Here is a 22,088-nt window from a genome sequence, read left to right as displayed (position 1 = left end):
AAGAGGGAGCGCCGCTCATGAGTGTGCAGGACAAGGTGATTGCCATCATCGCCGAACAGGCCGTGCTGGAACCGTCGGATGTGTCGATGGACAACACGCTCGAGGATCTGGGGATCGATTCCCTCGGTCTCGTGGAAAGCATCTTCGCCATCGAAGAGGCCTTCGACATCTCGGTGCCGTTCAATGCCAACGAACCCGAACAGAGCGATTTCGACATTTCCTCGGTGGCGAGCATCGTCGCCGGGATCGAAAAGCTGATCTCGGAACAGGCGGCCTGATCCGGTGAAACGGGTAGTCATTACCGGCGCGGGAACGATCAACGCGCTGGGACGCGACGTGCCTTCGACGCTCGAAGCCATGCGCGAAGGCCGCTGCGGCATTTCGGACCTGGAATTCCGCGACGTGGAGCGCCTGTCGATCCGCATCGGCGGGCAGGTCAAGGGCTACGCGCCCGAGTCGGTGTTCAACCGGCAGCAACTGGCGCTCTACGACCGTTTCACGCAGTTCGCCCTGATCTCGGCGCGCGAGGCGATCGCGCAGTCGGGGCTGGAGTTCTCGAACGGGCTGGCCGACCGCTCGGGCGTGGTGCTGGGCACCTCCGGCGGCGGGCTGACCACGCAGGACGAGAATTACCGCTCGGTCTACGAAGAGGGCAAGAACCGCGTGCATCCCTTCGTGGTGCCCAAGCTGATGAACAATGCCGCCGCGTCGCACGTGTCGATGGAGTTCAACCTGCGCGGGCCGACCTTCACCGTCGCCACCGCCTGCGCCTCGTCCAATCACGCGATGGGGCTGGCCTTCCAGATGGTGCGCTCCGGCGCCTGTCCGGTGATGCTCACGGGGGGCACCGAATCCATGCTGTGCTTCGGCGGGGTCAAGGCCTGGGAAGGGCTGCGCGTCATGTCCAAGGACGCCTGCCGCCCGTTTTCGGCCAACCGCAACGGCATGGTGCAGGGCGAGGGCGCCGGGGTCTACGTGTTCGAGGATCACGACCACGCCAGGGCGCGCGGCGCGGTGATCCTCGCCGAGGTCGCGGGCTTTGCGATGACCTCGGATGCCTCGGACATCGTCATGCCGTCGAAACAGGGCGCGGCGCGGGCGATCAACGGTGCCCTGCAGGATGGCGGCATCAACCGCGACGAGGTGGGCTACATCAACGCCCACGGCACCGGCACCGCCGCCAATGACAAGACCGAATGTGCCGCCGTGGCCGACGCCATGGGGCGCCATGCCGACCGGTTGATGATGTCGTCCACCAAGGCGATGCACGGCCATTGCATCGGCGGGACCGGCGCGGTCGAACTGCTTGCCTGCCTGATGGCGCTGCGCGACGGCATCATCGCGCCCACCATCGGCTACGAGGAACCGGACCCGGAATGCGCGCTGGACGTGGTCCCGAACGAGGCGCGCGAGGCGCGGGTGTCCTGCGTGCTGTCGAACGCCTTCGCCTTCGGCGGGCTGAACGCGGTGCTGGCGCTGCGCGCGGTCTGAACGGCGCTCGCGCGGCTCAGGCCCGCGCGGGCCGCGTGGCGCGGCGGCGCAGTGCGGCCAGCCCGGCAAGGCCGCCGATCAGCAGCAGCGCGGGTGCGGGCAGCGGCACCGCCGAGGCGACGGCGCTCGGCGCCGGGTCGATGGCGTAGGTCACGGTGCCGTTGCCGTAGGTGGCCCGGATCCAGACATAGACGTCTTCGAGCTCGGAGCCGAAATCCACCGTCACCGACCGGCTGTCCATCCAGCCCGTTCCCAGCGCCCAGTCACCGCCCGAATAACCGCAGTCGAGGCAGGTGCCCCCCGGGTAATCCCCGTCGCGGCGGCCATCCTCGCGCGTGGACCAGCGGATGTAGCCGCCGTAATTGGCATAGCCCGAATAGCCGGCGGGCAGGCTGAAATCGAGCGTGGTGGACGCCACATCCGATAGGGTGAAGCGCATGTCGCTGCCCCCGGCAAGCGAGACGGTGAGGGCAGAGGCGGGGGCGGAGAGGCAGGCAAGGGCCGCAATGGCAGCGAGCAGCGGTTTCATGGAACATGGATCCGGAACTGGTACGAGGGATGCGCGGCAATACGCCCCCGGTGACGAGCCGGTCAATCGGCATCGGGGGGGAGAATTCGGGACGTTGCGTCACGATTGCGCCGCGCCGCCCGCGCCGCCGCGGGCCCGGTCGGATCGCGCACAAACGCACCCGCAAAGCCAAAGTTCCGTCAATCTGCGCACGATCAGCGTGTGTTTTCGGGCCTGCAACTCCGCGCCGATCTGCCCCATATCTCGGGACAGAGACATCAGCCACAGGAGGCACTCATGTCGAAGAACGTTGCCGTCATCGTCGGTTCCCTGCGGGCCGACTCGGACAACCGCAAACTGGCCAAGGCCCTTGTCGGCCTCGCGCCCGACTCCCTCGGGTTCTGCTTCGTGGGGACGGGCGATCTGCCGCTCTACAACCCGGACCTCGACACCGACACCCCGCCCGAAGCCTGGACCGCCTTCCGCAAGCACATGAGCCGCGCCGACGCGGTGCTGTTCGTGACGCCGGAATACAACCGCTCGGTTCCCGCCAACCTCAAGAACGCGCTGGACGTCGGTTCGCGGCCCTACGGCAGCAGCATCTGGAACGGCAAGCCGACCGGCATCGTGACCGGCTCTCCCGGCGGTATCGCGGGCTTCGGAGCCAACCATCACCTGCGCCAGTCGCTGGTGTTCCTCAACGCCCCGCCCATGCACCAGCCCGAAGCCTATGTCGGCGGCCTCGCCACGCTGTTCGACGAGGACGGCGCGATCAAGGACGAGGGCACGCGGACCTTCCTCACCGGAGTGATGAAGGGCTTTGCCGACTGGGTCGAAAAGCTGTCGTGACATGACAGGGGCGGCGCCATCCCCGGCGCCGCCCCCGACCTGTTCCCTGCGCGCCCGCGTCAGTGATGCAGGCGGCCCATGGTGGCCGCGACATCGGCCATGCGGGCGGAAAACCCCCATTCGTTGTCATACCAGGCCAGCACCCGGACCGTGCGCTTGCCGACCACCTTGGTCTGCTCGGGCGCAAAGATCGAACTGGCCGTGGTGTGGTTGAAGTCGATCGAGACCTTGGGCTCCGGATCGTAGCTCAGCACCATGCCCATGCGCCCGGCGGCCGCCTCGCGCACCACCTCGTTCACATCCTCGACCGTCACGTCCTTGCCGGCCTGGAAGGTCAGGTCGACCGCGCTCACGTTCGGGGTCGGCACGCGGATCGCGGAGCCGTCGAGCTTGCCCTTGAGGTCGGGCAGTACCTCGCCCAGGGCCTTGGCCGCGCCGGTGCTGGTCGGGATCATCGCCATCGCGGCGGCGCGGGCGCGGTAGAGGTCGTCGTGACGGCGGTCCAGCGTCGGCTGGTCGCCGGTGTAGCTGTGGATCGTGGTCATGATGCCGCTCTCGATGCCGATCGCCTCGTTCAGCACCTTGGCCAGCGGCGCGAGGCAGTTGGTGGTGCAGGAACCGTTCGAGATCATCACGTCGCCGGTGACCAGGTCGCGGTGGTTCACGCCGTAGACGATGGTCTTCTGCACGTTCTTGGCCGGGGCCGAGATCAGCACCGATTTCGCGCCCTGCCGGATGTGCTGGGCCGCGGTGGTGCCGTCGTTGAACTTGCCGGTGCATTCCAGCACGACGTCGCACCCGGACCAGTCCAGCGCCGCCATGTCATAGGTCGACATCACGTCGATCGGCCCGCGCCCCAGGTCGAGGCTGCTGCCCTTCACCCGCACATCCCCCGCGAACCGCCCGTGCACGCTGTCGTAGCGCAGCAGATGCGCCGCCGTCTCGATCGGGCCGGTGGCGTTGATGCGCACGACCTGAACATCGTTGCGCGCGCTCTCGGCGATATGGGCCAGCGTGCAGCGGCCGATCCGGCCGAATCCGTTGATCCCGACGGTGACGGTCATGGGCAAAGCTCCTCGAATGATCCTGTTGCCCGACCTATACGAAGCGATGCTGCAGGCGAAAACCGCAAAATGCGATATATGACAACATGTTAGCGATAAACCTGCCTGTGTGCGCTAACACCGGCGGGGCCTGCCTGCCGACCCCGCAGCCGCGCCGCGCCGCGGCCGCCTTGCACCCGGGCGATTGCCCGCTAGGTTCAGGACGAAACCATGCGGGGAGAATGACATGAGCGGCCTACTGGCGCTTCTGGACGACGTTGCGGGCATCGCCAAGATCGCGGCGGCCTCCGTCGACGACATTTCGGCCCAGGCGGCCAAGGCCGGCTCCAAGGCGGCGGGCGTGGTGATCGACGATGCGGCGGTCACGCCGAAATACCTGCACGGCTTCGAAGCGGCGCGGGAATTGCCGATCATCTGGCGCATCGCGCGCGGCTCGGTCTTCAACAAGGTGGTGATCCTGCTGCCCGCCGCGCTGCTGATGGCCAATTTCGCGCCCTGGCTCGTGCCGATCCTGCTCATCCTCGGCGGCTCCTACCTCTGCTTCGAGGGGGCCGAGAAGGTGCTGCACTGGATCCTGCCCCATGACGACCACTCCGGGGGCCCAGACGGCAGCCACGACATCGGCGATCCGCTGCACCTGGAGGAGCGCAAGATCAAGGGCGCGATCAAGACCGACTTCATCCTCTCCGCCGAGATCATGACCATCGCGCTCTCCTCCATCGAATCGACCGAGGTCTGGATCCAGGCCGCCGCGCTCGCGCTCGTCGGCGTCGGCATCACCGCCGTGGTCTACGGCGCCGTCGCGCTGATCGTGAAGATGGACGACATCGGCCTCTGGCTCACCCGAGTCGGCCGCCTCGGCGCCACCCGCGCGCTCGGGCGCGGCATCGTCAAGGCGATGCCCTGGGTCATGCGCCTGCTCTCGACCGTGGGCACCGTCGCCATGCTCTGGGTCGGCGGCTCGATCATCGTGCACTCGCTGGCACAGATCGGCTGGCACCTGCCCGAGGAAACGATCCACCACGCGGCCGAAGCCGCCGCAAACCTCGTCGGGCCCGACATCCGGTCCGCCGCGATCTGGACCGTCACCGCCGCCATCGACGGCATCCTCGGCCTGCTCTGGGGCCTGATCCTCGTGCCGGTGGCGACGAAACTCATCCTGCCCCTGTTCGGCGGCACGAAAAAAGAGGCGGCCCACTAGGACCGCCTCCGCGTTTCTTCTGGCCGGAAATATCCCGGGGGGCGAGGGGGCAGCGCCCCCGAACGCCCCGCAGGGGCGTCAGAGAAGCCCCTTCGCGGTCGCCACCACGTTCTCCGCGGTGATGCCGAACTTCTCGAACAGCACCTCCGCAGGGGCCGACGCGCCGAAGCTCGACATGCCGACGAACGCGGCCTTGCCCTCGCGGCCTCGCTCGCCCAGCAGCCAGCGGTCCCAGCCCATGCGCACCGCCGCCTCGACGCCGACCCGGACCGGACCGGCGGGCAGGATGCGCTTGCGCCAGGCCTCGTCCTGCGCCGCGAACAGCTCCATGCAGGGCATGGAGACCACGCGGGTGCCGATGCCCTCGGCCTGCAGCGTGTCGCGCGCGGCAAGCGCGATCTCGACCTCGGAGCCGGTGGCGATCAGGATCACCTGCCGCTTGCCCTCGGCCTCGGCCAGCACGTAGGCGCCGCGCTCGGTCAGGTTGGCCAGCTTGTGCTCGGTCCGCACGGTGGGCAGGTTCTGGCGGGTCAGCGACAGAACCGACGGCGTGGTGGTCGAGCGCAGCGCGATCTCCCAGGCCTCGGCGGTCTCGACCGTATCGGCGGGGCGGAACACGTAGGTGTTGGGCGTCGCGCGCGAGATCGCCAGGTGCTCGACCGGCTGGTGGGTCGGACCGTCCTCGCCCAGGCCGATGCTGTCATGGGTCATGACGAAGACCGTCGGGATCTGCATCAGCGCCGCCAGGCGCATCGAGGGGCGGGCGTAATCGGTGAAGGCCATGAAGGTGCCGCCGTAGGGGCGGATGCCCCCGTGCAGCGCCATGCCGTTCATCGCCGCCGCCATGCCGTGCTCGCGGATGCCCCAGTAGACGTAGCGGCCCTTGCGGTTGGTCTCGTCGAAGACGCCGAGATCCTTGGTCAGGGTGTTGTTCGACCCGGTGAGGTCGGCCGAGCCGCCCACGGTCTCGGGCATGATCGGGTTCACCACCTCGAGCACCATCTCGGAGGACTTCCGCGTCGCCACCTTGGGCGAGCTTTCCGAGATCTGCTTCTTCAGCGCCTTGATCGTCGCCGACAGCTTGTTCGGCGCACCGCCGGCCATGACGCGGTCGAATTCCGCCCGGCGCCGCTCCGAGAGCTCCGCCATGCGTCCTTCCCAGGCCTCGCGGTCGGCCGCACCGCGCGACCCCGCCTGTTCCCACCAGCTCTTGATCTCGGCGGGCACCTCGAACGGGCCGGTGGTCCAGCCCCAGACCGCCTTGGCATCGGCGTTCTGATCGGCATTGGTCAGCGCGCCGTGACCCTTCGAGGTATCCTGCGCCGCGTGACCCAGCGCGATATGCGTCTTGCAGGCGATCATCGAGGGCTTCTTCGACTTCTTCGCGGCGACGATCGCGGCGTCGATCGCCTCGGGATCGTGGCCGTCGATCTCCTGCACGTGCCAGCCCGCCGCCTTGAACCGCTGCACCTGGTTGGTGCGGTCCGACAGCGACACCTTGCCGTCGATGGTGATGTCGTTGTTGTCCCAGAACACCACGAGATGGCCCAGCTGGTAGCGCCCGGCGAGCGAGATCGCCTCGTGGCTCACGCCCTCCATCAGGCAGCCGTCACCGCAGAACACGTAAGTGTGGTGATCGACCGCCTTGCGGCCGAAGCGGGCGCGCAGGAGTTCCTCGGCCATGGCAAAACCCACCGAGTTCGAGATCCCCTGGCCGAGCGGCCCGGTGGTGGTCTCGATGGCATCGGCGTGGAAGTTCTCGGGATGGCCCGCCGTGCGCGCGCCCCACTGACGGAAGGACTTGATCTCGTCCAGCGTGATCTGCGGATCGCCCGAGAGATAGAGCAGCGCATAGATCAGCATGGAGCCGTGGCCGTTCGACAGGATGAACCGGTCGCGGTCCGGCCAGGTCGGGTTCTTTGCGTCGAATTTCAGATGCTTGGACCACAGAACGGTGGCAATGTCCGCCATGCCGATGGGGGCGCCGGAATGGCCCGAATTGGCCGCGGCGACCGCGTCCAGCGCCAGGGCGCGGATGGCGGTGGCGCGCATCCAGTGGTCGGGGTGGGCTTGGCGAAGGGCGTCGATATCCATGGGCAGCTTCCTCTTTCTCCCGGATGGCTCGACCGGGTGAATAGCAGCGTGGCCACGAAGTGCAAGCTTGGGCCATGTGCCTCTTGGTGGCAGGATGAAGCTTGTCCTGTAAGGTCTTGTAACATAAGGCGGGCATTTTCCGTTGCCGCTTGCTAGACTTTCCCGAAACGGGGTGGAGCCGATTCGCGCAGCGGCGCCGGGCGGCGAGACAGGTCCCGACGGTACGGAAAACAGGGGGCAAGATGAGCCAGATAGACGACTTGCAGGCGCGGATCTCCCGGGCGCTGGATCGTATTTCGCAAGGGGTGGAGCGGCTGTCCGTGACCCCGCCACCCGCCGCCGCGGAACCGGAGGCCGGACCGCCGCCGGAACCGGAGGTGCAGGAACTTGCCCCGACACCCGCGGAAGAGGCGCCCGATGCGCCGCCCGCCGTCGCGGCCGACAGCGAGGAAACGGAACGGCTGCGGGCCGAACTCGACGACGAGAAGATCGCCAATGCCCAGCTCGAAGAGCGCGTGAAGGTGCTGCGGGCCCGCCTCGACCTCGCCGAGGCCGGTGGCGGCGGCGCGGATGCGGCGCTCTCCGAACAGCTCGAAGCACAGCGCGAGGCGATGTCGGCGATGGACGGCGACCTCCAGCGCCTGCGCATGTCGAACGAGATGCTGCGCCGGACCAATCAGGAACTGCGCGAGGCGCTCGAAGCCAACGTCGGCGAACCGCACCTCGTGAACAAGGCCATGCTGGCCGAACTCGAAGCCCTGCGCGCCGCCCGCGCTGCGGAGGCGACCGAAGCCAGGGCGGTGCTCACCGCGCTGGAACCGATGTTCCGGGAAGCCGGAGTGGACGGGGAGGCGATGTGATGTCCCAGAAGGAAGTCGTGATCAACATCGGGGGCCGCACCTTCGAGGTGGCCTGCCAGGACGGCGAGGAACAGTACCTGCTGACGGCGGCGCGCATGCTCGACGGCGAGGCGCAGGTGCTGGTCGAACAGATCGGACGCATGCCGGAACCGCGGATGCTCCTGATGGCGGGCCTGATGCTGGCGGACAAGACCGCCGGTCTCGAGGACCGCCTGCGCGAAGCCGAGGACCGGATGGGCGTGCTGTCGGAAGAACTGCGCGAATTGCGCGAACGTCCCGCTCCTGCGCCGGAACGGATCGAAGTGCCGGTCATCCCGCAGAGCGTCAGCGAAGCTCTGGCCGAAATGGCCGCCCGCGCCGAAGCCGTTGCGGACGAGGTCGAGGTGAAGGCCGCCTCCTGAGCGTCCCCGGCGTGTCGAGCGGGCGGGTCGATCCCCGCCCGGCAGACGACGTGCTCCGTCCGGTGATCACGCCCCGGGAGTCCGGTCCGGCCTGCCTCCGGCGGGGATATTTTCGGCCAGAAGATGCCGGGGCAGCAAGGATCTCATGCTCCCGCTGGCGCCCGCGTTTCTTCTGGCTCGAAATATCCCGGGGAGTCCCCCGTCAGGGGGACGGGGCAGAGCCCCGTTCCGCCCGCGGGCCCGGGCTCAGCGCAGGATCGAGGTGCCGGCGTACTGAGCCACTTCGCCCAGCATTTCCTCGATGCGGATCAGCTGGTTGTACTTCGCGAGCCGGTCGGAGCGCGCCAGCGAGCCGGTCTTGATCTGGCCGCAGTTGGTGGCAACCGCGAGATCGGCGATGGTCGCGTCCTCGGTTTCGCCCGAGCGGTGCGACATCACGTTGGTGTAGCGGGCGCGGTGGGCCATGTCGACGGCCTTGAGCGTCTCGGAGAGCGAGCCGATCTGGTTGACCTTCACCAGCATGGAGTTCGCGACCCCGCGGTCGATACCCATTTTCAGGCGCGCGGGGTTGGTCACGAAGAGGTCGTCGCCCACAAGCTGGATGCGGTCGCCGAGCTTTTCGGTGAGCAGCTTCCAGCCCTCCCAGTCATCCTCGGCGCAACCGTCCTCGATCGAGATGATCGGGTAGTCGTCGCAGAGCTTTGCCAGGTAATCGACGTTTTCGGCGGAGGTGAGCGAGAGGCCTTCGCCCTTCATCTCGTAATTGCCGCCCTTGAAATACTCGGTCGAGGCGGCGTCCATCGCGAGGTAGATTTCCTCGCCGGGCTTGTAGCCGGCCTTTTCGATGCTCTTCAGGATGAAGTCGAGCGCCTCGCGGGTCGAGCCCAGTTCGGGGGCGAAGCCGCCTTCGTCGCCGAGGCCGGTGGACATGCCCGCCGCCGACAGTTCCTTCTTGAGCGTGTGGAAGACCTCGGAGCCCATGCGCACGGCGTCGCGTATGTTCTCCGCGCTGACCGGCATGATCATGAATTCCTGGATGTCGATCGGGTTGTCGGCATGTTCGCCGCCGTTGATGATGTTCATCATCGGGACGGGCAGGGTGCGCGCGGAGGTGCCGCCGACATAGCGGTAGAGCGGCTGGCCGGTGAAATCCGCTGCCGCCTTGGCCGTGGCCAGCGACACGCCGAGGATGGCATTGGCGCCGAGGCGGCCCTTGTTCTCGGTGCCGTCGAGCTCGATCATCATCGCGTCGATGGATTCCTGTTCGGTCGCGTCGAAGCCGACCAGAGCCTCGGCCAGTTCGCCGTTCACCGCGGCGACGGCTTCCAGAACGCCCTTGCCCATGTAGCGCGCCTTGTCGCCGTCGCGGCGCTCGACCGCCTCGTGGACCCCGGTGGAGGCGCCCGAAGGCACCGCGGCGCGGCCCATGGTTCCGTCTTCGAGGGTGACGTCGACCTCGACCGTCGGGTTGCCCCGGCTGTCCAGGATTTCGCGGGCGTGGATGTCGATGATGGTGCTCATGGGGAATTCCCTCGCGTCCGAAATGGGTTCGGGAGGAGCTATAACACCCGCGCCGCAATTGTAAACGCGCGCTGGCGCTAACGGTCGGAGATTTGTGATTGCGCTAACATCACGCCGCGCGGCGGGCAGTTTTTGCCAAATGCCGCACCGCAGCTAGGTTGCTTCGGGAACAAGCGAACACCAGCAGACACCGGCGCCGGGGGAGGAGGGGCGGCCGGGCAGGAGAGACATGTGGAAGACGAACTGCAACAGCTCGGAGATCAGGTCGAGGCGATTTCGCAGGATATCGAACGGGTGATCCCGGTTCTGCCGGATTGGGCCATGCCGCTGATCGTGCTCGGGGTGGCCTTTCTGACCGGGGTGATGATCTTTCGCGGCGTCTTCGCGCTGCTGACCCGGGCGGTGGCCGGGCGCGATCTGTTCTGGCGCAGCCTCGTGTCGCGCACGCGCCGCCCGCTGCGCATGGCGCTGGTGGTGGCGGCCCTTGCCGTCGGGGTCGCGGTGGCGCCGCTCGGCGCCGGGGGCAAGGACATGGCCGGACACGGGCTGCTGATCGCCTTCATGGTGCTGGTCGGTTGGGTGGTCCACACCGCGCTGCACATCTGGACGACCGTGCACCTGCGCAAGTTCTCGCTCGATGCCGAGGACAACATGCTGGCGCGCAAGCATGTCACGCAGAGCCGGATCCTCGTGCGGCTGGCCGGCTGGCTGATCGTCATCGTCGCCTCGTCGGCGATCCTGATGACCTTCGACGGGGTGCGCCAGTGGGGCGTGTCGCTGCTGGCCTCGGCGGGGGCGGCGGGGATCGTCGTCGGCTTTGCCTTCCAGCCGGTGCTGAAGAACCTGATCGCGGGCATCCAGCTTGCCGTGACGCAGCCGATCCGCATCGACGACGCGGTGATCGTCGAGGGCGAATGGGGCTGGGTCGAGGAGATCACCGGCACCTACGTGGTCATCAAGATCTGGGACTGGCGCCGGCTGATCGTGCCGCTGTCCTATTTCATCGAACAGCCCTTCCAGAACTGGACGCGGGACAGTTCTTCGCTGATCGGGGGCGTGCTGCTCTATCTCGACCATTGCGCCGATATTTCGCGGCTTCGGGAAAAGACGAACGAGGTGTGCCGGGCCTCGGCGCTCTGGGACGGCAATGTCTGCCACGTGCAGGTGAACGACTTCCGCGAACGGGTGATGGAGGTGCGCATCCTGGCCAGCGCCCGCAACGCGCCGCGCACCTACGATCTGCGCTGCGAGATCCGCGAGGCGCTGATCACCTGGATCCAGGGCGAGATGCCCGAGGCCCTGCCGCGCACCCGCGAGACGGTGTCGGTCGACGCGCCGGAGCGGCGCTTTCCGGCGCAGTTCGGCGGGGCGAACGGGCGGCCGTCCTAGCGGCGCCTCCCGCAACCGGCGATGCCGCGCGCCGGTCATACTCTTGCCCTCGCGCCGGGATAGACGCACGATGGCAGGAAAATGGGCAGCGACATGACAGACCCCCGTCCCGAGGTGCAACGCCGCCGGGTGTTCTACATTCCCGGCTACGACCCGATGCCGCCCCGCCGGTATCGCGAGCTTTACCGGACCGAGGGCGCGGCGCAGGCCGGGATCTCGGGCTACGATCTGCGGCTGACCCCGAAACAGGGCGAGGGGGCCTATGGCTGGCAGGTCTCCGCGGTGATCGACGGCGCGCGCGTCGAGTCCGACGTGGAGGTGCTGGTCTGGTCGGACATCGTGCAGGCCAGTATGTCGGACACCCTCGCCGCGACCTACTGGCAGATGGTCCGCACCGCCTGGACCTACATTCCGAGCGGGGTGCTGCGGCGGCTGATGCTGATGCGCAAGGGGCCGGTGATCGCGGCGCTCTACCCGGTCGGGGTTCTGCTGCTGCAACTGCTGGTCGCGATCCTCGCGGGATGGGCGGCCCACGCGGTGCTGGCGCTGCTGTCGCCCTGGATCGGCGTCGTCGCGCAGGTGCTGGGGGCGGTTGCCTGGATCGCGGTGATCTGGGCCGTGCTGCGCTGGTTCCGGCGTCAGGACGGCAGGCTCTACGCCTATTACCTCATGCATGACTATGCCTTTTCCGCCCGTCACCGGGGCGCCAACCCGCCCGAACTCGAAGCGCGGATGGCCGCGTTCCGCGCCGCAATCTCCGAGGCCCTGCGTGCCCCGGTGGACGAAGTTCTGGTCGTCGGGCACAGCTCGGGCGCGCATCTGGCGGTGTCGATCCTGGCCGACCTGCTGCGCGCCGGGGCGGCGTCGTCGCGCGGGCCGAAACTGGCGCTTCTGACGCTGGGGCAGGTGATCCCGATGGTCTCCTTCCTGCCCGAGGCGCACCGCCTGCGAGCCGATCTGGCGTATCTCTCGACACGCCGCGACATTGCCTGGGTCGATGTCAGCGCCCCCGGCGACGGCTGTTCCTTTGCGCTCTGCGATCCGGTGGCGGTGTCGGGCGTCGCCCCGGAGGGCAAGCGCTGGCCGCTGGTGTTCTCGGCGCAATTCTCGCGGACGCTGAGCCCCGAGCGCCTGCGGGCGCTGCGCTGGCGGTTCTTCCGGCTGCATTTCCAGTATCTCTGCGCCTTCGACCGTCCGCGCGACTACGACTATTTCCGCATCACCGCCGGGCCGATGACGCTTGCCAGCCGCTACGCGGAGCGGCCGCCGTCCAACAGCCGCATCGACATCCCGGTGTCGAAATACACCTCGACCGCGCCGTGACGCCGCCGAAACCTCCGTCGCGGCCGGATCGCGTGTCGATGCTGCGCTACCTGCGGCTGTTCCGCGCCGACATTCTCTCGGCCCAGCCGGCGCGGCTCTACCGGGCCTGGATGGCCGAATTCCGCACGCCCTTCTTCCGCTCCTATCTCGTCAACGATCCGCAGATCGTGCGCACCGTCCTGCGCGAGCGGCCTGCGGATTTTCCGAAATCCGGCCGGGTGGCGGAGGGGCTGCGCCCCTTGCTCGGCCGGTCGGTCTTTCTGACCAACGGGGCGGAGTGGCAGCGCCAGCGGCGCATCATCGACCCGGCCTTCGAGGGCGGCCGCCTGCGGGAGACCTTTCCGGCGATGCTGGCGGCCGCCGGTGCCGCGCGCGACCGGCTGGAGCGCCGCGTCGGCGAGGTGGTCGAGATCGAGGCCGAAACCTCCCATGCCGCCGCCGACGTGATCTTCCGCACGCTGTTTTCCCTGCCGATCGAGGATGCGCTGGCGCGCCGGGTCTTCGACGCCTTCCGCGCCTACCAGCGCAGCCAGCCGATCCTGAACCTTGCCGCCTTCCTGCCGCTGCCCGCCTGGGTTCCGCGCTTTCACCGGCGCGAGGCGCGCGTCGCCGCGCGGCTGATCCGGACGCTGATCGCGGAGCTGGTGGCGCGCCGCCGGGACGAGATCGCCGCCGGAACCGCGCCGGACGATCTGGCGACCAAGATCATGACCACCCCCGACCCGGAAACGGGCGAGACGTTCTCGGCCGCGGAGATGGTCGACCAGGTGGCGATCTTCTTCCTCGCGGGGCACGAGACCTCGGCCTCGGCGCTGGCCTGGGCGCTGTGGCTGGTGGCCTCGCATCCCGACTGGCAGGACCGGCTGGCCGAAGAGGCGCGGCTGATCGGCGACGGGGCCGCCTTCGGCGACGTGGCTCGGCTGCGGCTGGCGCGGGATGTCTTCCGCGAGACCCTGCGGCTTTATCCGCCGGTGCCGATGATGGTGCGCGAAACCGCCTGTTCCGAGCGGTTCCGCCGGCGCGCGGTTCCCGAGGGCGCCCAGATCGTCCTGTCGCCCTGGCACCAGCACCGGCACGAACGGATCTGGAGCGATCCCGACGGTTTCGATCCCGGACGCTGGCGGACCGAAGAGGGCCGCCGCTGCGGGCGCGAGGCCTACATGCCGTTCTCGGCCGGGCCGCGGGTCTGTCCCGGCGCGGGCTTTGCCATGGTCGAGGGGCCGCTGCTGCTGGCGGTGATCCTGCGCGACTTCCGGCTCTCGGTCCTTCCCGGAGAGCTTCCCGAGCCGATCGCCTTTCTCACGGTGCGATCCCGCAACGGCATCCGGTTGCGGGTGGAACGACGTTAGCGACGGACGTTAGCGCTAAACCGGCGGGCGATCCCTACCCATCGCGAAACACATGGTCTATGCCTTGCGCGAAGCGACATTTCAGCGTGGGAAGAGGGAACTCCATGGCTCAGGACAAGGCCGTTTTCGAAAAGCAGAAGCAGCAGATGGCAACGGGCAACGGCTTCATCGCCGCGCTCGATCAGTCCGGGGGCTCCACCCCCAAGGCGCTGAAGCTCTACGGAGTCGAGGAAGACGAGTACAACGGCGAAGCCGAGATGTACGGCGAGATCCACAAGATGCGCACGCGCATCATCACGGCGCCGGATTTCACCAACGAGAAGGTGCTCGGCGCAATCCTGTTCGAGCGCACCATGCGCGCCGAAATCGAAGGGATCCCGACCGCACAGTACATGTGGGAAAAGCGCGGCGTGGTGCCGTTCCTCAAGATCGACAAGGGTCTCGAGGACAAGGCCGACGGCGTGCAGATGATGAAGCCCATGCCGGGGCTGGAGGCGCTTCTGGAAGAAGCCGCGCAGACCTTCGGCATCTTCGGGACCAAGGAACGCTCGGTCGTGCACGAGGCGAACGAAGCCGGGATCAAGGCGATCGTCGCCCAGCAGTTCGAGGTCGGCAGGACCGTGCTCGCCGCCGGGATCGTGCCGATCCTGGAGCCCGAGGTCGACATCAACTCGCCCACCAAGGCCGAGGCCGAGGCCATGCTGAAGGCCGAGATCCTCAAGCAACTCGACACCCTGGCCGAGGGGCAGGACATCATGATCAAGCTCACCATTCCCACGGTGGACGGACTGTATGACGAGCTGGCCGATCACCCCCGCGTGGTGCGCGTCGTGGCGCTGTCGGGTGGCTATTCCACCGATGTCGCCTGCGAGAAGCTGGCAAAGCAGCCCAAGATGATCGCCTCCTTCAGCCGCGCGCTGGCCGAAGGGCTGTCCAAGAAGCAGTCCGACGCCGATTTCGTCGCGCTGCTGGGCACCAACATCGACAAGATCTACCAGGCCTCGCTCTGATCGCGGCCCCCGGCTGACAGGGGCCCCGGCAACCGATGGGTTGCCGGGGCCTTTTGCCGTCCGGCGGGTCGGTCGGTTTCTGCCGATCCTCCGGGACGCCGCGAAAGCCGGTGCGGATCGGCAAGTGTTGGCGCATGGCATCGGCCGAATCCGGCGAGCCCGCGCGCGAAAGCGCGCATGGCGCGCGAGGGGGCTGGAAGGCGCCGGGGCAGGGTGTATGCCTCCCGCCATCGCGACCCGAGTCGCGTCAGCACGCCATCGCCGGAGCATCCATGAAGCGCTTCCTTGCCCTGTTCCCGGTCCTCGTGACCGTCACCCCGGCCTTCGCCGGGGAACCGCTCGACCGGAACGGCGACGGTTGGGTCACGTTCGACGAAATCCAGCGCGTGCTGCCGCAGATCTCGACCGACACCTACATCTGGATGGACAGCGATGGTGACTCGCTTCTCGACTACGAGGAGCTGGAAGCCGCCCGCAAGGCGGGTACGCTGCCTGACGCGGGTTCGACCCGCGCGACCGTCTCCGGGTCTCCCCGCCCGGAGGCGGTTTCTTTCCTGCGGTTGCGCTAGCCGGGTCAGGACCGTGCGATGTAGCGGTCGCGGCGGTGGTTGATGGTGATGATCGCATTCAGGATCACCGCGCCCAGCAGCGACCAGCAGACCGTCTGCCAGGGGAACAGGAACAGCGCGACGACAAAGACGCAGAGGTCGAAGCCGAGCTGGATGTTGCCCGCCTTGATCCCCCGCGTGTCCTGCAGCCAGAGCGCCACGATCCCCACGCCGCCGAGCGTCGCCCCGTGGCGGAACAGCGACAGCAGGCCCAGCCCGGCGAGCACCCCGAACAGGATCGCCGCGAGCCAGGGCGGCAGGGAGATGGTCAGCACCGCCGGCATGGCATCGGCCATGGTCGACATCATCAGCACCGACACGAAGCTCTTGATGGTAAAGCGCCACCCAAGCTGGCGGATCGCCAGAACGTAGAACGGCAGGTTGATGACGAAGAACACCAGCCCGAAGGGCCAGCCCGTCGGATAGGAGAGCAGCAGCGCCAGCCCCGCGATCTGGCCGGTGAACAGCCCCGTGGCCCGCAGGAACTGGATCGACAGCGCCACGAGCAGGGTGCCGATCAGGATGCCGTGGACATCTTCCCAGAGCGTGTGCCGGTCGGGCGGAGGGCTTTCGAGGATCTGCATGGCCACGGTGTGGCGCAGGCGGGGAACGCGGTCAATCGCTGCCGCGACGGCGGGTCGGCCGGTTCGGAGCAAGTGCCGGGGGAACAGGCGATCCCGCCCGGATTCGCCCGGATGCATCGCGTCCCTGCGGTGGGCGGCGGGCGCGGTCCTGAAGCCTGCACCCGCCATTGCAACCCGCGCGCCGGGTCAGGCCGCCGACAGCGCCTTGTTCAGGTTCTCGTCGATCTTTTCGAGGAAGCCCATCGTGGTCAGCCATTTCTGGTCCGGCCCGACCAGAAGCGCGAGGTCCTTGGTCATCCATCCCGCTTCGACGGTCTGCACGATGACCTTCTCCAGGGTCTCGGCAAAGGTCAGAAGCTGCGCATTGTCGTCGAGCTTGGCGCGATGCTTGAGACCGCCGGTCCAGGCAAAGATCGAGGCGATGGAGTTGGTCGAGGTCGCCTTGCCCTCCTGGTGCTGGCGGTAGTGCCGCGTCACCGTGCCATGCGCCGCCTCGGCCTCCACGATCTTGCCGTCCGGCGTCATCAGCTGCGAGGTCATCAGCCCCAGGGAGCCGAAGCCCTGCGCGACGGTGTCGGACTGCACATCGCCGTCATAGTTCTTGCAGGCCCAGACGAAGCCGCCGTTCCACTTCATGCAGCAGGCGACCATGTCGTCGATCAGCCGGTGTTCGTACCAGATGCCCTTGGCCTTGAACTTCGCCTCGAACTCCTCCTCGAAGACCTTCTGGAAGATCAGAAGGAACTGGCCGTCGTACTGCTTGAGGATGGTGTTCTTGGTCGACAGGTACAGCGGCCAGCCCATGTCGAGCGCGTAGTTCATCGAGGCGCGGGCAAAGTCGACGATGGAGGCGTCGAGATTGTACATCCCCATGTAGACGCCCGAGGACGGGGCCTTGTAGACCTCCTCCTCGATCACCGTGCCATCGTCGCCGACGAACTTCATCGACAGGGTGCCGGCGCCGGGAAACTTCATGTCCGTCGCCTTGTACTGGTCGCCGAAGGCATGGCGGCCGATGACGATGGGCCTGGTCCAGCCGGGCACGAGGCGGGGCACGTTCCTGCAGATGATCGGCTGGCGGAAAACCACCCCGCCTAGGATGTTGCGGATCGTGCCGTTGGGCGATTTCCACATCTTCTTCAGGCCGAATTCCTCGACCCGCGCCTCGTCCGGAGTGATCGTGGCGCATTTCACCGCGACGCCGACCTCCCTGGTCTTCTCGGCGGCCTCGACGGTGATGCGGTCATCGGTGCGGTCCCGCTCCTCGATCCCGAGATCGTAGTAGAGCAGGTCGATGTCCAGGTAAGGAAGTATCAGCTTCTTCTTGATGAAATCCCAGATGATCCGGGTCATCTCGTCCCCGTCCATTTCGACGATCGGGTTCTCGACCTTGATCTTCGACATCTTGGCACCTTTCGTGGCTGGGTGAATCGCTTGTTGCCGCTGTACGCGATTTTGCACCTGCGGAAAAGATTTGTATGCAACTGTATACAAAGATCGGCGGTTTTTTAGATATTTCCTCCTCCGTCGTAAGCGATCGGCAAGCATCTGCGGGATATCGAGGCAGCATGAACATCCGCGCCCGACTTGTCATGCAGCTCTTCGTCATCTTCGCCGTCCTGACCTTTGCCGCCGGGGTCAGCCTGGCATCGGCGCTCGGGCCGGAGCCGGACGCGGCCGGGCAGCCGGTTCTGGTGCTGGCGCCGCCCTGGGGGCAGGGTGCCGCGGCCATCGTCGCGGCGGCGGGCGGGCGCGTCGTCGGCCCGGTCACCGCGCCCTTCGGCGCCCTCGCGGTGTTCGCGGTGCCCCGACCCGGGCCGGGACTGCGGGCAAGGGGGGCCTGGTCCGTCCATGACGCCGGGGTTCTGGCATCCTTCTGCGGAGCATCTTCATGATCGCACGACTGTACCACCTGGCGCGCAGCACGAAGGAGCCGGTGCTGGTATTGCTTCTCGGCGTGATGCTGCTGCCGGTCCACCTGGTGACGGATCTCTACCTCGGTCATGACGGCATGTTCTCGACCCTCGCCTCCGCCGCGCTACTGGTCGTGGCGGCGCTGTCGCTGCGCTGGCCCTCCGCGCTCGGGGATTACGTGCTCGCCACCGTGGTCGCGGCCGAGACGATGATCCTGACGGCGGCCTACCAGATGCACCCCTGGCAGATCGACACGCACATGATCTATTTCGTGGTGCTGGCCGGTGTCTCGGTGCTCGGGCGGATCGGCGTGCTGGTCTGGACCGCCGGCATCATCGCCGTGCATCACCTCGCGCTCACCCTGCTGCTGCCGGCGATGGTCTATCCCTCGACCGACCTGGTGGAGAATGCCATGCGCACCGCGCTGCACGGCGGGATCGTGGTGCTGGAATCGCTGGTGCTCGGGCTCGGCATCCTTCAACGCAATGCGGTCAAGAAGCGCATCGCCGAAAGCAGCGAGCGGCTGGCGGACGAAAGCCACAAGGCGGCCGAGGCGCAGGCCCGCGCCGAAACCGCCGCCCGCGAAACCCGGGAGGTGGTGACCCTCTTCCGGGAGCGGTTGCATCTTCTGGCCGGGCGCGACCTGTCCTGCAGCATCGACGAGGATCTTCCCGAAGCCTTCGATTCCCTGCGCCGGGATTTCAACCGCGCGGTGGAGCAGATGCGCGATGCCCTGACCGGTGCCGGAAAGCTCGCCCGCGCCTTCGAAGAGGAGGCGGGCGCGCTCGAAGGGGTGACCGGCGATCTCTCGAGCCGCAGCGAACGCCAGGCCCATGACCTCAGCACCGCCGCCCGCGACATGTCCGAGATCACGCAGGCGCTGAACGAAACGGCGGGGCAGGCCGGAAAGGCGTCGGACCGCGCGACCTTCGCCCGCGAAAGCGCCATCGAGGGCGGCACCGTCACCGAACGGGCCATCGCGGCCATGCGCCTGATCGAACAGAGCTCGTCGGAGGTCGGAAAGATCATGGATCTGATCGACGACATCTCCTTCCAGACCAACCTGCTCGCGCTCAATGCCGGGGTGGAGGCGGCGCGCGCCGGGGAAAGCGGCAAGGGCTTTGCCGTTGTCGCCTCCGAGGTGCGCTCGCTCGCACAGCGCACCTCCGAAGCGGCGGCGGGGGTGAAACAGCTGATCATCGAAAGCGAATCCCAGGTCACCAACGGCGCCGAACTGGTGAACGAGGCGGGCACGCGCCTGTCTTCCATCGTCGAGGAGGTGACCGCCGTCAGCGGCATGATCGCCGGCATCCGGGACGAAAGCCGCGGGCAGTCGGAAAGCATGGCGCGCCTCTCGGGCACCGTGGCGCGACTGGACAGCGAAACCCAGGACACCGCCGGCCTGAGCGAGGAAATGGCAGCCATGGGCCTGCGTCTGCGCAGTCACGCCAGGGAGCTGGCGCAGGACATGGCCGCGTTCCGCTTGCAGAGGGATCTGCCTGCAAAAAAACGCAGCGCCTGAGCGCTGCGTCCTATGCCCTTCGATGGCCGTGTGCCGGGGCCGGGGCGCCTTGCCCGGCACGGTGTCCGGATCAGGGCGCCGATCCACCCGGCCCGCGGGGCGCGAGGCGCCGAGCCGTCAGGCCGGTTGATGCTCCGCTTCGACCCGTACCAGCCATTTCATCAGCGCCAGTGCCAGGACCGCCTCGCACAGGATGCCCGTCGCCAGCGGAAGCGGGGTTCCGTCGAACATCAGCCCGGTCGGAATGGCGATGATCACCGCCAGCACCGTCGCCACCGCTCCGATGACCGAGGCGGCCACGCCCGCGATATGGCCGAGCGGCTCCATCGCGATCGCGTTCACGTTGCCGATGGTCAGACCCATCTGGAAGAACACCGTTGCCTGCCAGACGATGAACAGCGCAAAGGCTGCCGTCCCGGAAATGCCCGAGGCAAAGGCGGTGACGGTGATCGCCGCCATGATCGTCTGCACCGTCAGCATGCTGATCACGAGGAACCGCATGCCGAGCCGCATCACCAGCGTCGCGTTCAGGATGCTGCCGGTCGCGGCGACCAGCGCCACGCCGCCGAACCAGATCGGAAAGCTTTCGGCACGGCCGAAGCTGATGTCGTAGATCTGCTGCACGGTCGAGATCATCGAGAACAGCATCGCAAAGACCAGCGCCTGCACCCCGATCGAGATGCGCACCACCGGGTTGCCGAGGATCTCGCGCACCGCGGCCCAGATCGCCGTGACGCTGAACGGGCGCCGCTTCTCGGGGGGGAGCGTCTCGGGCAGGCGGATGGTCAGCCAGAGCGCGGAGACGGTGGCGAAGATCACGAAGCACCAGAAGATCGCGCGCCAGCCCCACCAGGCGATGATGATCGCGCCGATGGAGGGGGCGAAGGCCGGGAACACGGTGAAGACCATCATCACGAAGGACATGATCCGCGCCATGCCGCGTCCGGAATAGAGGTCGCGCACGATGGCGAGTGCCACGACCCGCGGTCCCGCCGCCCCGAGCCCCTGCAGCAGCCGTGCGCCCAGCAGCGGTTCGAGGGTATCCTCGTAGGCCGCCAGGATGGAGCCCGCGATATACAGCGCCGTGCCGGCGAGGATGACGGTCTTGCGCCCGAATGTGTCCGACAGCGGTCCGGTGAACAGCGTCCCGATCCCCATGCCGAGCACGAAACTGGTGATGACCAGCTGCGCCCGGTTGAGATCCTCCGGCGTCAGCTCCCGCCCGATCTCGGGAAGGGCGGGAAGCATGGCGTCGATGGAAAACGCGATGGTCGCGAAGAGCATTGCCAACAGGGCGATGAACTCTGGCCGACTGGGGGATTTCTGCATGGGAGCCTCGATGGTGACACGCCCCGCAGGGCCCGTCGGGCGCGAGGATCGCTTGTTGTACCGCTGTCAACAGCGCTATCGCGTCACATGTTCCCGGAAAACCCAAAACTGTGTGCAGTCCTGCACAGACATCAGGCAGGCATGGCTGCCATGCAGACAGATCATGCCGCGGGGCAGGGCCGCCGGCCCCGGGGGGCCGACAGTGGATCAGGCAAGCGGGTCGGTTTGGGCGCGCAATTCCTCGATCACCCGGGCCCAGAGTTCGGGCGGCTGCGCACCCGGCACCGCGTGCTTGCCCGCCACCACGAAGGTCGGAACCGCGGTGACGCCCATCCCGCGCGACGTGGCGTCCATCTCGACGATCTCGCGCCGGTCCGCCTCGGAGGCGAGCAGGCGAAGCACCAGGCTCGCGTCCATGCCGCAGCCGTCGGCGATGTCGCCCAGAACCTCGTGATCCCCGATATCGCGGCCGTCGACGAAATAGGCCCGGAACAGGGCCGAGACGATGGCGGTCTGCACACCCTCGATCCCCGCCCAATGCGTCAGACGGTGGGCATCGACGGTCGAGGGGGTCGTGCGGATCGCATCGAGATTGATCTCGAGCCCGGCCTCCTCCGCCATGGTGGCCACGGGGAGGTAGGCGTCGATCGCACCCTGCCGGCCGCCGAATTTCGTTTCGAGATAGGCGCGCCGGTCCATGCCGTCCGCGGGCATGTCCGGGTTCAGCATGAAGGGCCGCCAGCGGATCGTGAAGGGGTGGTCCGGCGCATCCGCAAGCGCGCGGTCCAGCCGGGCCTTGCCGATGTAGCACCAGGGGCAGATCGGGTCGGAAAAGATGTCGAGCGTGACCATGGGTTTGTCCTCTTTCCCGCCCTCATAACAGGGCGGAACGGGAATGGCGACAGGGACGGAGGGATCTCCGTCCCCGCTGCCGTCTGCCCTTTTCACCGTCGGCGTTTTTCGAATCTGGGGAGCATTGCGGAGAAGTCGCGGCCTCTGCCGTCTTCGGTTTCGACGAAGGTTCTGTAGAGTTCCAGCGCCGTTTTGCCCATGGGGGTGTCGGCGTCGGCG

General features: G+C 67.5%; 21 protein-coding genes and 1 pseudogene. 13 read left to right on the top strand and 9 right to left on the bottom strand.

What is annotated here, in order from left to right; all coding sequences use genetic code 11:
• Nucleotides 1-17: 17 nt before the first annotated feature.
• Nucleotides 18-278, top strand: a complete 261-nt coding sequence (locus ACN0RJ_RS09305; protein WP_417719202.1) for an acyl carrier protein — start codon at nucleotides 18-20, stop codon at nucleotides 276-278.
• A gap of 4 nt (nucleotides 279-282) precedes the next feature.
• Entirely contained in the window at nucleotides 283-1,491 is a 1,209-nt protein-coding gene (locus ACN0RJ_RS09300) for a beta-ketoacyl-[acyl-carrier-protein] synthase family protein (RefSeq protein WP_417724090.1), read from the top strand.
• Nucleotides 1,492-1,507: 16 nt separating this feature from the next.
• On the opposite strand, the gene ACN0RJ_RS09295 is transcribed toward ACN0RJ_RS09300, so the two are convergent.
• Complete coding sequence (locus tag ACN0RJ_RS09295) at nucleotides 1,508-2,020, bottom strand: VPLPA-CTERM sorting domain-containing protein (protein WP_417724089.1); 513 nt, start codon at nucleotides 2,018-2,020, stop codon at nucleotides 1,508-1,510.
• Between the two features lie 276 nt (nucleotides 2,021-2,296).
• On the opposite strand from ACN0RJ_RS09295, the gene ACN0RJ_RS09290 reads away from it, so the two are divergent.
• Nucleotides 2,297-2,848, top strand: coding sequence for an NADPH-dependent FMN reductase (locus ACN0RJ_RS09290; protein WP_417719205.1), 552 nt, complete (start codon nucleotides 2,297-2,299; stop codon nucleotides 2,846-2,848).
• A gap of 59 nt (nucleotides 2,849-2,907) precedes the next feature.
• Here the strand turns inward: ACN0RJ_RS09290 and gap are convergent, their stop codons facing one another.
• Entirely contained in the window at nucleotides 2,908-3,912 is a 1,005-nt protein-coding gene (gene gap, locus ACN0RJ_RS09285; RefSeq protein WP_417724088.1) for a type I glyceraldehyde-3-phosphate dehydrogenase, read from the bottom strand.
• Between the two features lie 226 nt (nucleotides 3,913-4,138).
• Here gap and ACN0RJ_RS09280 point away from each other — a divergent pair, with 226 nt between their 5' ends.
• Entirely contained in the window at nucleotides 4,139-5,113 is a 975-nt protein-coding gene (locus ACN0RJ_RS09280) for a DUF808 domain-containing protein (RefSeq protein WP_417724087.1), read from the top strand.
• Nucleotides 5,114-5,191: 78 nt separating this feature from the next.
• On the opposite strand, the gene tkt is transcribed toward ACN0RJ_RS09280, so the two are convergent.
• Nucleotides 5,192-7,207: a transketolase gene (gene tkt, locus ACN0RJ_RS09275; protein WP_417724086.1), complete on the bottom strand. Its 2,016-nt coding sequence runs from the start codon at nucleotides 7,205-7,207 to the stop codon at nucleotides 5,192-5,194.
• A 242-nt stretch (nucleotides 7,208-7,449) separates the two neighbouring features.
• Here tkt and ACN0RJ_RS09270 point away from each other — a divergent pair, with 242 nt between their 5' ends.
• Nucleotides 7,450-8,067, top strand: a complete 618-nt coding sequence (locus ACN0RJ_RS09270; RefSeq protein WP_417724085.1) for a hypothetical protein — start codon at nucleotides 7,450-7,452, stop codon at nucleotides 8,065-8,067.
• Entirely contained in the window at nucleotides 8,067-8,468 is a 402-nt protein-coding gene (locus ACN0RJ_RS09265) for a cell division protein ZapA (RefSeq protein ID WP_417724084.1), read from the top strand. Before ACN0RJ_RS09270 ends, ACN0RJ_RS09265 begins: the two co-directional genes overlap by 1 nt.
• A 246-nt stretch (nucleotides 8,469-8,714) precedes the next feature.
• Here the strand turns inward: ACN0RJ_RS09265 and eno are convergent, their stop codons facing one another.
• The gene (gene eno, locus ACN0RJ_RS09260) at nucleotides 8,715-9,989 is read right to left on the bottom strand and encodes a phosphopyruvate hydratase (protein ID WP_417724083.1); all 1,275 of its coding nucleotides are present in this window, start codon (nucleotides 9,987-9,989) and stop codon (nucleotides 8,715-8,717) included.
• 231 nt (nucleotides 9,990-10,220) lie between these two features.
• Here eno and ACN0RJ_RS09255 point away from each other — a divergent pair, with 231 nt between their 5' ends.
• The 5 genes from ACN0RJ_RS09255 (at nucleotide 10,221) to ACN0RJ_RS09235 (ending at nucleotide 15,629) form a co-directional block, all read left to right on the top strand.
• Nucleotides 10,221-11,378: a mechanosensitive ion channel family protein gene (locus ACN0RJ_RS09255; protein WP_417724082.1), complete on the top strand. Its 1,158-nt coding sequence runs from the start codon at nucleotides 10,221-10,223 to the stop codon at nucleotides 11,376-11,378.
• 93 nt (nucleotides 11,379-11,471) lie between these two features.
• Nucleotides 11,472-12,701, top strand: coding sequence for a hypothetical protein (locus ACN0RJ_RS09250; RefSeq protein WP_417724081.1), 1,230 nt, complete (start codon nucleotides 11,472-11,474; stop codon nucleotides 12,699-12,701).
• On the top strand, nucleotides 12,698-14,050 hold the full coding sequence (locus tag ACN0RJ_RS09245) for a cytochrome P450 (RefSeq protein WP_417724080.1): 1,353 nt from the start codon (nucleotides 12,698-12,700) through the stop codon (nucleotides 14,048-14,050). The genes ACN0RJ_RS09250 and ACN0RJ_RS09245 overlap by 4 nt, the downstream gene beginning before the upstream one ends.
• A gap of 104 nt (nucleotides 14,051-14,154) precedes the next feature.
• A complete protein-coding gene (locus tag ACN0RJ_RS09240) occupies nucleotides 14,155-15,060 on the top strand; it encodes a fructose bisphosphate aldolase (RefSeq protein WP_417724079.1) in 906 nt (301 codons plus the stop codon).
• Nucleotides 15,061-15,332: 272 nt separating this feature from the next.
• Nucleotides 15,333-15,629 carry a hypothetical protein gene (locus ACN0RJ_RS09235; protein ID WP_417719216.1) on the top strand — a complete coding sequence of 99 codons (297 nt, stop codon included), beginning with the start codon at nucleotides 15,333-15,335 and terminating at the stop codon, nucleotides 15,627-15,629.
• 5 nt (nucleotides 15,630-15,634) lie between these two features.
• On the opposite strand, the gene ACN0RJ_RS09230 is transcribed toward ACN0RJ_RS09235, so the two are convergent.
• Together ACN0RJ_RS09230 and ACN0RJ_RS09225 are read right to left on the bottom strand one after the other, a co-directional pair.
• Nucleotides 15,635-16,252 (bottom strand): YitT family protein, encoded by a 618-nt coding sequence (locus ACN0RJ_RS09230; protein WP_417719228.1) that lies wholly within the window; start codon nucleotides 16,250-16,252, stop codon nucleotides 15,635-15,637.
• Between the two features lie 186 nt (nucleotides 16,253-16,438).
• Complete coding sequence (locus ACN0RJ_RS09225) at nucleotides 16,439-17,656, bottom strand: NADP-dependent isocitrate dehydrogenase (RefSeq protein ID WP_417724078.1); 1,218 nt, start codon at nucleotides 17,654-17,656, stop codon at nucleotides 16,439-16,441.
• Between the two features lie 164 nt (nucleotides 17,657-17,820).
• Here ACN0RJ_RS09225 and ACN0RJ_RS09220 point away from each other — a divergent pair, with 164 nt between their 5' ends.
• Nucleotides 17,821-18,147: a hypothetical protein gene (locus ACN0RJ_RS09220; protein WP_417724077.1), complete on the top strand. Its 327-nt coding sequence runs from the start codon at nucleotides 17,821-17,823 to the stop codon at nucleotides 18,145-18,147.
• Nucleotides 18,144-19,688 (top strand): methyl-accepting chemotaxis protein, encoded by a 1,545-nt coding sequence (locus ACN0RJ_RS09215; protein WP_417724076.1) that lies wholly within the window; start codon nucleotides 18,144-18,146, stop codon nucleotides 19,686-19,688. The genes ACN0RJ_RS09220 and ACN0RJ_RS09215 overlap by 4 nt, the downstream gene beginning before the upstream one ends.
• Before the next feature lie 117 nt (nucleotides 19,689-19,805).
• Here the strand turns inward: ACN0RJ_RS09215 and ACN0RJ_RS09210 are convergent, their stop codons facing one another.
• The 3 genes and pseudogenes from ACN0RJ_RS09210 to ACN0RJ_RS09200 form a co-directional block, all read right to left on the bottom strand.
• On the bottom strand, nucleotides 19,806-21,017 hold the full coding sequence (locus ACN0RJ_RS09210; RefSeq protein WP_417724075.1) for a multidrug effflux MFS transporter: 1,212 nt from the start codon (nucleotides 21,015-21,017) through the stop codon (nucleotides 19,806-19,808).
• Between the two features lie 207 nt (nucleotides 21,018-21,224).
• A complete protein-coding gene (locus ACN0RJ_RS09205) occupies nucleotides 21,225-21,869 on the bottom strand; it encodes a DsbA family oxidoreductase (RefSeq protein WP_417719220.1) in 645 nt (214 codons plus the stop codon).
• A gap of 92 nt (nucleotides 21,870-21,961) precedes the next feature.
• Nucleotides 21,962-22,088 (bottom strand): annotated as a pseudogene (locus tag ACN0RJ_RS09200) (3-hydroxyisobutyrate dehydrogenase); the annotation flags it as partial.

Origin of the sequence: Salipiger sp. (genome assembly GCF_048261495.1) — a bacterium.
In the GTDB taxonomy this organism is placed as follows: Bacteria; Pseudomonadota; Alphaproteobacteria; order Rhodobacterales; family Rhodobacteraceae; genus Salipiger.
Note: the sequence above shows the minus strand (reverse complement) of the source record. Positions and strands in the feature narration are given on the sequence as shown.